This is a genomic window from Methanobrevibacter sp. TMH8 (assembly GCF_020148105.1).
In the GTDB taxonomy this organism is placed as follows: Archaea; Methanobacteriota; Methanobacteria; order Methanobacteriales; family Methanobacteriaceae; genus Methanobinarius.
The window spans coordinates 14,439-28,754 of the sequence record NZ_JAHLZE010000022.1; the positions used below are offsets into that span (position 1 = coordinate 14,439).

10 protein-coding genes are annotated in these 14,316 nt (G+C 25.7%); 5 read left to right on the plus strand and 5 right to left on the minus strand.

The genetic code is table 11. From position 1 onward, the window contains the following. Positions 1 to 736: 736 nt before the first annotated feature. The 3 genes from KQY27_RS04190 to KQY27_RS04200 all read right to left on the minus strand — a co-directional run bounded on the left by KQY27_RS04190 (position 737) and on the right by KQY27_RS04200 (position 5,802). The gene (locus KQY27_RS04190; RefSeq protein WP_224425329.1) at positions 737 to 2,941 is read right to left on the minus strand and encodes a CDC48 family AAA ATPase; all 2,205 of its coding nucleotides are present in this window, start codon (positions 2,939 to 2,941) and stop codon (positions 737 to 739) included. Between the two features lie 941 nt (positions 2,942 to 3,882). After that, positions 3,883 to 5,205: a prephenate dehydrogenase gene (locus tag KQY27_RS04195; protein WP_255596620.1), complete on the minus strand. Its 1,323-nt coding sequence runs from the start codon at positions 5,203 to 5,205 to the stop codon at positions 3,883 to 3,885. Positions 5,206 to 5,424: 219 nt separating this feature from the next. Continuing rightward, the gene (locus KQY27_RS04200) at positions 5,425 to 5,802 is read right to left on the minus strand and encodes a hypothetical protein (RefSeq protein WP_224425331.1); all 378 of its coding nucleotides are present in this window, start codon (positions 5,800 to 5,802) and stop codon (positions 5,425 to 5,427) included. Between the two features lie 557 nt (positions 5,803 to 6,359). Here KQY27_RS04200 and KQY27_RS04205 point away from each other — a divergent pair. The 4 genes from KQY27_RS04205 to KQY27_RS04220 all read left to right on the plus strand — a co-directional run bounded on the left by KQY27_RS04205 (position 6,360) and on the right by KQY27_RS04220 (position 10,989). After that, positions 6,360 to 7,421, plus strand: coding sequence for an mRNA surveillance protein pelota (locus KQY27_RS04205; RefSeq protein ID WP_224425332.1), 1,062 nt, complete (start codon positions 6,360 to 6,362; stop codon positions 7,419 to 7,421). A gap of 668 nt (positions 7,422 to 8,089) precedes the next feature. Continuing rightward, entirely contained in the window at positions 8,090 to 9,049 is a 960-nt protein-coding gene (locus tag KQY27_RS04210) for a cell wall biosynthesis protein (protein ID WP_224425333.1), read from the plus strand. 290 nt (positions 9,050 to 9,339) lie between these two features. Next, the gene (locus KQY27_RS04215) at positions 9,340 to 9,888 is read left to right on the plus strand and encodes a nitroreductase family protein (RefSeq protein WP_224425334.1); all 549 of its coding nucleotides are present in this window, start codon (positions 9,340 to 9,342) and stop codon (positions 9,886 to 9,888) included. 18 nt (positions 9,889 to 9,906) lie between these two features. Then, entirely contained in the window at positions 9,907 to 10,989 is a 1,083-nt protein-coding gene (locus tag KQY27_RS04220; RefSeq protein ID WP_224425335.1) for a glycosyltransferase, read from the plus strand. 95 nt (positions 10,990 to 11,084) lie between these two features. Here the strand turns inward: KQY27_RS04220 and KQY27_RS04225 are convergent, their stop codons facing one another. Next, the gene (locus KQY27_RS04225) at positions 11,085 to 11,708 is read right to left on the minus strand and encodes an FmdE family protein (RefSeq protein WP_224425336.1); all 624 of its coding nucleotides are present in this window, start codon (positions 11,706 to 11,708) and stop codon (positions 11,085 to 11,087) included. Between the two features lie 129 nt (positions 11,709 to 11,837). After that, positions 11,838 to 13,196 (minus strand): NAD(P)/FAD-dependent oxidoreductase, encoded by a 1,359-nt coding sequence (locus KQY27_RS04230; protein WP_224425337.1) that lies wholly within the window; start codon positions 13,194 to 13,196, stop codon positions 11,838 to 11,840. Positions 13,197 to 13,655: 459 nt separating this feature from the next. On the opposite strand from KQY27_RS04230, the gene KQY27_RS04235 reads away from it, so the two are divergent. Further along, positions 13,656 to 13,919, plus strand: a complete 264-nt coding sequence (locus KQY27_RS04235) for a HypC/HybG/HupF family hydrogenase formation chaperone (protein WP_224425437.1) — start codon at positions 13,656 to 13,658, stop codon at positions 13,917 to 13,919. Positions 13,920 to 14,316 lie beyond the last annotated feature (397 nt).

Below are 14,316 nucleotides of genomic sequence, written 5' to 3' on the forward strand. Positions count from 1 at the left end.
TAAATAAAACCAAACTTTAATTGATTTTTGATATTTTTAGCTATTTTATTTCATTATCATTTTGTATAACTGTTTATTAGCTATATATATCATTTTCATTTATATGTAAGTATTCTATTAATTATTTAGATATAATTATTTGACAATTATGTATTGAACTATCAATTACTTATATTTTAGTATTAGATGCTATAATTAAAACTAATTGTAATTAAACTAGATTTTAACTAAATTAGAATTTTTGTAATTAAAACTAATTATAACAAAATATGAAGCATTATAAAAATTTATAAAAATTTAAAAATTATATAAAAAAATTCTAAAATAAAAAATATTATAATAAAAATATGATAAAAAGTATTACAATTATTTTAAAAAAAATGAGGGCACTCAAATGAGGCCCCCATTTTTTGGGTTTTTCAACCACAGATCGATTTTAAAGGGTGTTTTTAAAATTTTTTTGAAAATCTGCGATTTTCAACTGAAAATTGTGCAGTAATTAAAAATTATAGCACAAAAAACCAATGTTTTTGTATTTTTCAGATTGTTTAACTTGCAGTATTTTTCGTCTGTTTTTTTCATCGGGAGAATGGTATACACTCTAAAATAACGAAGTTTGGTGATAAAGTCAATGAAATAGTTTTAAATTATATGAGGTAATAAGGAGGTTAGTGGCTAATTAATCTATCAATTAACTAGAACTATCCATTAATTTAATCTTTTTCTTGTCTTAATCTTAGAGGTATTGAACCATATCTCCTTCATCTGAACCCGGTTTAACTTTGTCCATAGCTTTGTTAAAGTATTTCATAGATACTTCTTCAGATTCAATATTGTTTCTTAAAGTTAACATAGCTGCTTCACGACATACTGCTTCAATATCAGCACCAACATAGCCATCAGTTTCTTTAGCTAATTTTTTAAGATTGACATCTTTAGCTAATGGCATATCTTTTGTATGTACTTTAAAGATTGCTAAACGTCCTTCTTCATTTGGATTGTCGACTTTAATATGTCTGTCAAACCTACCAGGTCTCATTAATCCAGGATCAATAATATCTGGTCTGTTTGTAGCTGCTATAATAGCTACATCTTGTAACTCTTCCATACCATCAATTTCAGTAAGTAACTGGTTAACCACCCTTTGAGTTACACCAGAATCACCACTGGAATCTCCTCTAGTACTAGCTATGGAATCAATCTCATCAAAGAATACAACTGTAGGTGCAGTTTGTCTTGCTTTTCTGAAAACTTCTCTTACACCTTTTTCAGATTCTCCTACCCATTTGGATAATAATTCTGGTCCTTTAACTGCTATAAAGTTTGCTTCACTTTCGTTAGCTACTGCTTTAGCTAGTAAAGTTTTACCAGTACCTGGAGATCCATATAGCATTGTTCCTTTAGGTGGTTTAACTCCAAATTTCTTAAAATTATCAGGATACTTTAATGGCCATTCAACTGCTTCTTGTAATTCTTGTTTAGCATTATCAAGTCCTCCAATATCATCCCAACCGATATCGGGAATTTGGACTAGAACTTCTCTAAGTGCAGATGGTTGAATTTCTTTAAGTGCCTTTTTAAAGTCATCCTTAGTAACAATGATCTTTTTAAGAGTTTCTTTTGGTATTTCTTCATCACCTTTTATTTCAGGTAATATTCTTCTTACAACTCTCATAGCTGCTTCTTTACATAAAGATTCTAAATCCGCTCCTACAAATCCATGTGTAGTATCAGCTATATCAGTTAAGTCGACATCTTCGTCTAATGGCATTCCACGTGTGTGAATTTCCATTACTTCTTTCCGTTCCTCACTGTCTGGGACACCTATTTCAATTTCTCTGTCAAACCTTCCAGGTCGACGAAGAGCTTGGTCAAGTGCATCTGGTCTATTTGTAGCGCCTATAACTACAACTTGGCCTCTGGATTTAAGCCCATCCATCAAAGTAAGTAACTGAGCTACAGTTCTTCTTTCGACTTCACCTTGTGTTTCTTCTCTTTTCGGAGCTATTGCATCTAGTTCATCTATAAATATAATAGATGGTGCATTTTCTTCAGCTTCTTCAAAGAATTCTCGAAGGTTCTCTTCAGATCCTCCGACATATTTACTCATTATCTCTGGTCCATTGATTAAGATAAAATGAGCATCACTTTCACTAGCTACTGCTTTAGCAAGTAAAGTTTTACCTGTACCTGGTGGACCATGCATTAAAACTCCTTTTGGAGGAGCTATTCCTAATTTTTCAAATAATTCTGGCCTTTTAAGAGGAATTTCAATCATTTCTCTTACTTTCTTAACTTCTTCTTTAAGACCACCGATGTCTTCGTAACTAACATCAATCACGTTTTTGACTCCTTCTACTTTAGAAAGGTCAACTGGTTCTGTTTGAACTTCTACAGTTGTATTTGGCCCTATTCTAACAATTCCTGAAGGGCTTGTAGAAACAACAGCTAATTTTATTTCACCAAGCGGAGCAACGTCCATCATTTCTCTGAACATGTCGTCAATTAAGCTTCCACCCATATTTGATTGGGGCATACGTTGTTGGCGAACACCTGTGACAACAATATCTCCTTGACTCATAACTTGATTTGCAAAAGCTCCTCGAACATCTCCTCTAATACTTATTTGATGTTCTACAGGTGCTAAAACAACTTTTTTAGCATCTTTAATTTCAGCTTTTCTTATTTTTATTTCTTCACCAATAGAGGCTCCAGCATTTTTTCTTAGAATACCATCGATTCTAATAACACCTAAACCAATATCAGTTTGTGATGATACTGCTTTTGCAGCTGTAATTTTATTTGCTTCTATCTCGATAATATCTCCATCGAGAAGATCTAATTTTTCCATGCATGCAGGATCAATTTTTGCGATCCCTCTGCCTACGTCACTTTGAGCAATTGCTTCAGCGACTTTAAGATTTATTTCGTTTCTTTCCATTCTTAAAAACTCCCTTTATAGTAATTAAAAATAAATGATATTTAAAATAATTTAAAAACCTTCTATGGATTTTTAAATATTTATAATAGTTTAATATTTGTAATAATAAACTACACATTAAAGTGCAATATTGTAATTATAATTTATAAATTCTATATTTTTATTCATACCTATAACTTTTTTTTAGTTCTGAATTTAAATATTGTCTAATGTAAAATTAATAATTTGTAAAATAATAGTTTTATAATGTATTTAGCAAAAAATAATATATTTTTCTAACTGTCATCAATATTTTTCACTAAAAATCTTTTAGTAAGTTTTTGTTACTATAATATAAATTGTCTTTAATAGTATATAAATGTTTGGTTTTTGAAATTTTTTTTAAATTTTATTCTCTTTTAAATAGCTTTAATTTAGATATATATTTTTATTTATTATATATTCAATGAAAAATAAGCTAATTTTTATTTTTTTATTTTTTTAAAAATAATTTATATATTTTTTAATAAATATATGTTAAAATATCATTTATTTTATATTTAAATTATGAATTGATGATATATATGAAAAAAGAACAAATACTGGGGGAGATAATAGATTTAAAATCAGTATTGTTTGTATAATCACAAACAATATAAATATGCTTAAGTTTATATTTAATAATATTGAGAAAATATTAATTTTATAATTTTATAATTTTATAATTTTATAATTTTATAATTTTAAGAATTTTAAATAATTCAATAATTTAATAATTCAATAATTAATAATTTAAATAAATTAGATAATTTTAAAAAATTAATAAATTAATATAGAATAAAATTTAGATAAATTAGATTTATAAATATAATTAGATAAGTTTGATTAAGTTAAATATATAATATAATTATATTAAGTTTAAGTTAGATTAGACATGTTTAGAATATTATTATATTGAATTTTTATCTGATTATTCCACCGAATCCTTTTAAAAGTTTTTCAACAGAGAGTACTGTTAATTTGTCGAAGGATTGGATTTCAAAAGTTAAACTAACAGAATTATCATCAATTTGATGACCAGTATATACATCAGTAACTTTAACATCAATTATATCATATATAACATCTTTTATAGCATTTTTGATAATTTCTTTATCAGAACTTTTTGGAAATATACAGCTAATAGAATGAGTTTTAATAGATTCATTATCTAACTTCCAATTAAGAAGATCTTCATCGTCTAAAATTCGGATGTTAGCTATTTTTAGTGTTTTTTCATTTTTTCCAGTTTGTAATGTAACAAAATCGGGGTTAAGATCTTTCAAAACTCCTATATGGACTTCTTCAGAATATATATGTTGAAGAGCAATTTTTTTCCCAATTGAATTCTTTAAAAAACTTATTTCATGGCTTTGGGAATCAATAGCTTTATCACTTCTACCAAGAGCACATTTAATATCATCCATATTTTTTGTAGCTTCAATAGCTATCTTAACAAAGTTTTCCTCATCATGGTTTGCTAAAACTTCTTTTAATTCTATTACAGAATCAGAAAAAGCTTGCCTTACTTTTTCACCATTTTCATTTTCTATCTGTATTGAGTAAGTAAGAAATGGATTTTGAGAGACTATTCGTGAAATCATATCTACCATAAGGTTATATATTGGACTTGCAAACTTTCTAGTATCTTTGATATTTATTCCAAGTTTTTTAATAGCTGACGCTGTTGAAATATATGAAAAATGAGTTAGTACTTGAACAACAGCCATCATATTATCATGTTCTTCTGGAGTAGATTCGATAACTCTTACTTTGTGATTTTTTAAAAATTCCACCACTTTTGGATACCATTTACCCTCGATTTTTTGTTTTTCTCGAACTGGAGTTAAAACTACAACTTGTCCATTTAAATTTGTGGTTCTTGGACCGAAAACAGGGTGAGTTGGTATAAATTCAACATCTTTGTCTAAAAGTTCATCCATTAATTTACTTGGTTCCATTTTAACAGAAGTAACATCAAGAAGTAATGATCCTGGTTTCATTGATTTAGCTATTTCTTTAATAACTTTATTTGTACTAGCTATGGGAACAGCTACTATAACAATATCTGAGGAAGATGCAGTCTTTTTATTATCACTGGAATAGCTAACTTCAAGCTCTTGACTAACAGTATTTCCAATAGTTTGATCTCTTCCAGTTATTGTTATATCATAACCTTCTTTTTTTAGAAGACTTGTTAATGTCTTACCAAGTCCTCTTGTTCCTCCAATGATTCCAATTTTCATTTTATCTAATTTATGGTTGATTTTAGTGTTATATATTAATATCATAAAAATTTCAAACAATAATATGATTTATGATATATGCTCTTATTTTACTATAACTAAACATTAATTGAATATTAATTAAATATTATTAAAATAATTATTATTAAAATAGATATTAAATTAAATATTATTAAAATAAATATTATAAAAATAGTAATTTTCTAAATCTGAATTATTCTAATAATAATTTTCGAATTCTTCAGGATTTATGCGTTTATAAGCTTTTTCAGCAATAAATCCTCCTATAAATCCTAATATTCCAGCTAATATACAAGTTACTATAAATCCAAGTACAAAATTCATAGGGTCAAATTGTATATTTTCAGCTATATATGTGGGAATATTTGGGGTTAAGATCATTCCTCCAAAGAAATTTAAAATCGCAAATAACAATGCAGCTATAACTCCTATTATGAAGCTTTTACTTTCTTTTTTAACCATGTAAGTTGATATGAATCCTATGAAAGCTATTACAAATATATTATCAAATAGGATGGTCAATAATCCTCCAAGAATTAAACTGATAATTATTGAACTAGTTTCTCCGAATTCCATTTATAATTGCTCCTTAACATGATATTACTAAAACTTAGCTTTTTTATATTTCTTTCAATTAAACATATTTGACTAATTTTATATTATTTATATTAATATTTATATTATTATTCAATTATATTATTATCAAGTATGTTTTTATAAGATATTAATTTTTCCTTTCTAAATTCTTTATAAAATAATAAAATTATAATATATAAAATAAATTTGAAATAAAAATATTAAAATAAATTTGAAATAGAATAGTAAAATAAAGTAGTTAAAATGGAATTTAAATATTAAATTTAAATATAGAATATTAAATATAAAATTAAGATGTAAAAATAAAATTATATTAGATATGTAGTCAATAATTACTATTATATATTTGTAGATTGGATTTAATATTAAAATATATTATAATTGAGATTGAATTTAATATTAGATTTAATATGGATTAATAAGATTAGTTAATTATGTGTTTATTCATTACTTGAATATTAAGTTTAAGTAAAAAATACTTATTATTTGTAGTCTATGCAATAAAACAAAAAAATTAAGAGTTATTTGGTGAATTGATGAAAATTACTTTTCAAGATACAAAACAAGGAATCATGGAAATAGTTCCAGAAACTCTCGATGATTTGTGGCATATTTCTCATATAATCGAAGAAGGAGATGTTCTTTCCTCTAAAACTACTCGTAGAATACAAGATACTACTGGAGATAAGCTTCGAAGTGATAGGGGAGTGAAAAAAACTTTCTTTTTAGGTATTAAAGTAGATTCTGTTAGTTTTCACATGTTCACTGGGAAACTTCGTGCTACTGGATCAATTGTTTCTGGTCCTGAGGATATTGTTCCTCTTGGATCTCATCATACTCTTGAAGTGAAATTAAATATTCCTCTAAGGATAAAAAAAGAACGATGGTCTAGATATGTCTTGAATAGGATAAAACAAGCTGTTGCAGCTTCAAAAAAACTTTCAGCTATTATAGTTTCCATTGAAGATGATGTAGCTGACCTTGGTTTGGTTCGTCAATTTGGAATTGAATATTATGGTCCTATTATAGGAAATATCTCTGGAAAAAGAATCATTGATAAAAATAGGCAGAAAAATGTCGATGAATTTTATCAAAAAGTAGCTGAAGCACTGTTAAAATTTGATGATCTCCAAAATATAGTTATTGCAGGTCCGGGATTTACTAAAAATAGTTTTCATGATTATTTAGAAGATAAACACAAAAATTTAGCTAAAATTTCCATTCTTGAAAGTACTGGTGCTGGTGGAAGAGTTGGAATTCAGGAAATACTAAAAAAAGGTGTTGTTGAAAAACTAAGCTCTGAAAATAGAATAGCTAAAGAAATATCTACTATTAATAATGTTCTTGGTGAAATAGCTAAAGGCAGTAATATGGTTGTTTATGGAAAAGAAGAAACCATTGCTGGGGCAAATGCAGGAGCTATTGAAAAATTATTAATTTTAGATAAATTAGTAAGAATTAGGAATATTGAAAAAGTTATGAACTTAGTTGAAAATATGGGTGGAAAACTCATGGTTATTAGTAGTGAACATGATGGTGGAAAACAGCTAGAATCTTTAGGAGGTTTAGCTGCAATTTTAAGATACCCTATAAAATAATCTTTTATTTTAGTTTTATTTTCATTTCTATTTTTTAGTAATATCTTTTAGTTCTATTTTTAGTTATATTTTTTAATTCTATTTTTTAGTAATATCTTTTAGTTCTATTTTTAGTTATATTTTTTAATTCTATTTTTTAGTAATATCTTTTAGTTCTATTTTTAGTTATATTTTTTAATTCTATTTTTTAGTTTTTAGTTTTATTTTTAGTTTTTCCTTTTTTAATCTAGTTTTTTAACTATTTTTCATTTTTGAACTGTTCAAGATTATTTATTTTGTTTTCAAATTAAATCTTCTTATTTTTTTCTTATATATGATTATTTTTGCAATTGTTTATTCAATTATTTAAGTAATTATTTACCAAATTATTTGTTATATTATAATTATTCGGATTTTTTACAAAAGATTATATATTAGTAAAATCTTATTTTAAATTTGAATCAATTATAAGTTATAATATATAATTATAAATTGTGAATATGATGATTTAATAATTACATTAAATATTATGTTTTAATGTTGATTAGATATGTTATTAGATATGTTATTATAATATCATTTTTATAATATCATTTTTTCATCATAAAATTTTTCATCATAAAATAATTATATATTTATTTTAATAATGGATAATAATTATTAAATAAAAGATTGTAGGGATTAATCAAATGAATTATCAGTATATACTAATACCATTTATAGCATCCTTAGTTCTAACATTTGTTTTAACAATTGTGTTTAGATTTTTAGGAGAAAAAGGATTTTTAGGAAACCTCTACACAAATGTTCGTGGAGGTACACCTCGTGCTTTAGGAATAGTTCCTTTTATATTACTTAGCCTATTTTTTCCCACTGGATTTAATAATTTGATTCTTATAATTGGTATGTTTGCATTATTTGATGATTTAGTTGGAAGGCGAAAAATTAGAAATCTTTCTATTGAATGGGGGCAATTATCTCGTGGAATTGGAATGATAATGGTCATGATTATAGGTTTTCCTCTTGTAGGATATTCATCTATTTTAATTGCACTTTTTGTTCAACCAATTAATATTTCAGATATGCAACCCGGATCTACTTCTATGGTTGTAATTATAATGAGTACATTTACAATTTTAGCTATGATATTGTTAAATGTCGGTTCAATTGTATCAATACCAGGTTATTACGCAATTTATGCACCTTTACTCTTATTGCTTGTTTGTATTGGCTATTCTCCATTAGATTTCTCTGGAAAAATAATGTTGGGGGAAGTCGGAAATCATTCCTTTGCAGTAGCTCTTGGGCTCTGTTTCTACATGTTAGGAGGATTTTTGGCAACTTTGATACTATTTATTGCTACAACAGTTCTAATTGCTCTTATCAGAAAAAATAATTTAAAATTATTCTTTTCAAGAAAACTAAATCTAAAAAATCCAACATTTGGAGATTATTTTATGGATATTCTAACCGGTGGAGGTTTAGGGGATGCTTTCAGAAGAGTAATATTGAAGAAAAAACAATATACAGTTACAAACTCATTTTTAATTGCATTAGGATTTAGACGTCTTTTATACAATCCATTTGCTCATAGAACTCAATTTACTCATAACAAATATCAAGTTGAGAGTGAACTAGTTAGGAAATAATTAGTAGTAAAATAATTAGTAAATTAGTAATAAAATAATTAGTAATATAGTACTATTACTTTTATTCAGTTTTTTATTTTTTATATATTCAATTTTATATCATAATTTCAACTTTGATATCAATAAATTATCAATAAATTTATTAGTTTTTATTTACAAAACAATAATGATATAAATTTAAGGAAGTATTGTTTTATAAGATTTTTATTATTAAAATGATTTTTTATTGTGTTTATTGTGCAAAATAATTATTTAAAAGTCATTATACAAGATTTATTGGAGGAAATTTAATGAAAGATGTTTTTGAAGCTATAAATAGTCGTAGAAGTGTTAGATCATATAAAAAAGAACAATTGAAAGATGAAGAACTTGAAAAGATATTAAATGCTGGAATTATGGCTCCTACTGCAAGAGGTGAACAACCTTGGCATTTTACTGTTGTTCAAAATAAAGAACTTCTTAATGAGATAAATGAAATTTCTTTAAAAAACATGGCTAACTCTGGAGATAAATTTTTAGAAGCTATAGGTAAAAGTGGTAGAAACATACTTCACAATGCTCCTACTGTTCTTTTTGTTTCAGGTAGGGAAGATGGAGACTATATCTGGACTGATTGTAGTGCAGCTATTGAAAATATGTTACTTGCAGCAGAAGGACTTGATATTGGATCTTGTTGGATAGGTTTAGTTAGAGCATATTTCAAAGATCCTAATTGCAAAACTAAACTTGAACTTCCAGAAGGTTATATTCCATTATATGGTGTAACTTTAGGATATAAAGCTGAAAATAATCAAGGTAACTCAAATAGAAATAAAGATGTTATCAATTGGGTTAAATAAATTCTAAAATAGATTAACATGAAAGCATTACTTGTTATCACTGGAAGAGGGATGGGAGGAGATGCAGCTATTGCATTGAATATAGCTCGTGCACTTGAAGAAAAAGGAGTTCAATGTGAACTTGCTCTTGATCATAATGCTCCAGGAATTCTATTTAAAAATAATGGTTATTCTTGGCATAAAATTTCAGTTCCTCAAGCAGGAGGCCATGCAGCTACTAGATCAGCTACAGCTAAAGCAGGGCTTCGAACTTTAAAAGCAGCACTTGAAACAAGAAAGTTGATAAAAAAACTCAAAGTTGATGTTGTTGTTGGAATTATTGGTGGTGGAGCAGTTGTTGGATGTATAGCTGCTAAATTAGCTAGAATTCCTGCTGTTGGGGTTGTTAGTACTCCTACTGATACTAAAGTTTGTACTAAGTTAAATACTTCCATAGTTTTTCCAGAAGTTAAATTGTATAGAGAAGAAACTTTGCCAGAAAATGTAAAAAAATCTTTTTTCCCATTAGATCCAGAAATTACAAAAGGAAATAGAGATATTGCATTGGAAAAAATAAAAGAAATAGATAAAAAAGGTCTTTTTGATAAAAATAAACAAAGTATTTTATTTTCCTCTGGTTCATCTTTGTTTGAAACTATGGTAAGGGGATTAGCTAATGCAACTACTCCTGAATATAATTTAAATAAAAACTATAATTTGTTTCTTGTAGGTATTCCTCTAGAAGAAGAATATCTAGATTTGATTGATCAAAATAAAATAATCAATTTAGGTTATATTGATTGGATAAAAGATCTTTATGATTTGATTGACTTAGCTGTTTTAACTGATGATGGTATGATGGTTCAAGAAGCTCTTGGATGTGAACTTCCAGTAATAGCTCTTACTCGTGTTAAATATGGCCGATATCATAATATGGCAGGAATTTTCCCAGGAGCTGTAATTGAAGCTAATATTGAAGATTTAAACAGCAAAATTGAAGAATCTTTAATTAATTTAGATGAAATTAAAGCTAAATCTAAAGATTATAGTAAAGAAATCCTTTTAGCTAGTGAAAATATAGCTAATATTATTATTTATGAAGCTAATAAAAAGAAAAAATAATGGATTTAGCTTCTTTATTTATTTTTCATTTATTCTTTATTTATTCTTTACTTATTATTTATTTATTCTTTAATTATTCTTTATTTATTTTCAGATTACTTATTTTTTAACTCTTCTTCATAACAGGGGATACAGAGCTTTTTATCTTTATATTCATTTTTATCTTTATATTCTTTTATTCTATGTTCTGCAGTTAGTTCTCCACAGTTATCACAGATTATTGACTTGTAAATATTTGCTTTTTCAATTGGTGCAATTTCAACTTCTTTAATAGAAAATATTTCCTCATTAGGCATATTTATAATATAATCACAGACTTCTTTTGTAATTATTTTCAGTTGCTCTTTTTCCTGTGAACTTATAGTATTATTTCTTTCCTTTTCTTTAAGTTCACCAAATTTTGGGTTTATTTTCATTGGATTAAATGAGTTTTTCATAGCTAATCTAATAGCTTTATCTTTATCTCTTGCAATGATAGTATAAACTCCTTTTCCATAATCATTAAAGATCAAATTTCCTTTTCCAAAGGTACAACTTAAAACAACTTGGATAGAGTCTACTGCACAACTATCATTTTCAACAATAGCTAATATTTCTTCATCTTCTGATGGATCAATGTTCAATTCTTCAACAGCTATTTTTGCAGCTTTATAACCGATAGCTGAACCAGGACATACATGCCCATGAAACTCTGTAACTTCATCAAAGGTTTTAATCATATTTTTATCCTCTTATTGGATTTTTTATAATTATCTGTTTATAATTCTCTGGTATAATTTTCAGTTTTTATGTATAGTATTTTTTATGTATGCTATATTTAATATTGATAGTATTAATTATTTTAAATTCTAAATATATTTCATAATTTGGAAGAAAACATCAGTAGAAGGATGTACTTCAACAAATTCATCGAAATTTGATATATTTTCTCCAGTTCTCATTAAATATGAAATATAAGCTATATCACTTATGGATGAAGGAGAAATTGCTGTTATTGATTCTAATAAATTTGTTTGAGAATCAAATGAAGCTTTTGTAATTCCTGTATCTTTTGTTAAAACTTTCCAAAATCCTCCAGGACCTGCTGAACCTGGTGATGAAATATCTATTGTTTCTTTATTTTCATTAATAATTTTATCATTATCTTTATTTTTATTACCATCTTTATTTTTATCGAAATTTGTCTTATTTGCAAAACTAACATCCATTTCTAATTGGATTGACTGTGGAATAGTATTATATTCTATTTTATTAAGATAACCTGCCATATTTCTTGCAGCTAAAATTCCTTCCATTCTAGCTACAGGAGTTAGATTTATTCCTCCAGTAACATCTCCAGCTGCATAAATATTCTGGTTACTTGTTTGCATTAAATCATTTACTTTAATAGCTCCTCTATTATCAAAATCATCATCTTGAAGAATTTTTCTAGCTATTTCAGAATTAGGGCTTCTACCAGTAGCTATAAAGGTGTTTCCTTTAAATTCTTTAGTTTCTCCATTATTTTCAACTATTATTTTATTTTTCTGAATTTCTTTAGTATCTGTGTTTTCATAGATATTTACATTTTTAAGTAGGTTTTTTACAATATAATCTTTAATTTCAGGATCCAATTCACTTAAAAAATTTGATCTAGCTATTATATTAACTTCACTTCCAAAAGAAGAATATATATTTGAAATTTCAGCAGCTATTACACTTCCGCCCATTATATTAAGTTTTTCAGGAACTTTTTTGAGCTTTAAAATATCTTCATTTGTTAAACCATATTTTTTACCCGGAATATTTGGAATAAAAGGGTTTCCTCCAGTGGCTATCAATAAATTTTCCCATTCCCATGTTTCTCCACCAACTGAAACTTCATTTTCTGTCAATTGAGCTTTACCATAAATAATTTCATTATTTAGAGATGTATTTTCTTCATAATCAATTTCATGTATTACTTTTTGTGTTTTGATTATTTTATTTACAATTTCTTCATAGGAAATTTCAATATCTCCAGAAATAAGACCTAACTTTTCATACTGCCTTTTATTATTTAAAAACCTAGCTATATCATTTAATGCACATATAACCATGCATCCCTTATTTAGACAAGTTCCACCAAGGTCATTTTTTTCTATAAGTAGAGTTTCTTCACCTAGTTTTCCAAGTTCTATCCCAGCTAGTCTTCCTGCAGGTCCAGCTCCTATTATAATATTTTTCATCAAATTTACCCCTTTATTTTTATTTCATTTTTTATATAATTATAATTAATTTTAATATTATAATATAATTTTAATATGATTATAAATAATAAAAAGCATATTAATATTTGATTATTTATAAAAATTTTTTATTTTTATAGAATTTTTATAGATTTAAAAATCTTGATTTTTTATTATTTATCAATATGATTACATAATTTTATATAATTTGAATTTCAATATTTAATTAATATAAATTATTATAATTATTATCATGATTTTGTTTTAGATAAATTGTAGATAACTTATTATATAATATCTATTTGATATATTGTATAATATTTATTAGATTTTATAGTATTTACAATTAATTATCTATTATTATATGATATTATCTAATTAATACTAAATTGAAGTATTAATAATTATAATTATAAATGATTATCATGTTATTATGAATATTAATTAGGAGAGATGACTATGTGTATTGCAGCACCAGCCCAAATTGTAGAAATCAGAGAAGAAGAAAAAATTGGTTTTGTTGATTTTGGCGGAGTTAAACAACAAGTAAAATTAGATCTTGTTGATAATATTGAAGAAGGAAAATATGTTCTTGTCCATGCAGGTTATGCTATAGAAGTTTTAGACGATCAGGCAGCTAAAGAATCTTTAGAGGCATGGGATCAACTCTTAGAAGTTCTTGATGAAGAAGATAAAGAACTTCAAGCATTAGCTGATAAATAAATTAATTTTTATTAATTTTTATTTATTTTTATTATTTCAATTATTTTTAATATTTTTTATTTTTTTTATTTTTTTGATATTTTAATGTATTTTAACATTTTAATATATTTTATATTACTTTATTCTATCGTATTTTATCTTATTTTATACAATTTTATTCTACTTTATTCTATTTTAGTTATTTTTATCTATTTTATCTATATTATTTATTTATTTATTTTATTTTACTTATATTAATCAATAAATCGATTAATTTCTTTTAAATTTCATAAAAATTCCATAAATATTCTTATTATTAATTTTAAAATTGTTAGGGTTGTTAATCGCATATTTTAAAAGGATTTAAATAAAATAAAATACATAATAATATATAATTAAATTTTATGAGCTTTTAAAG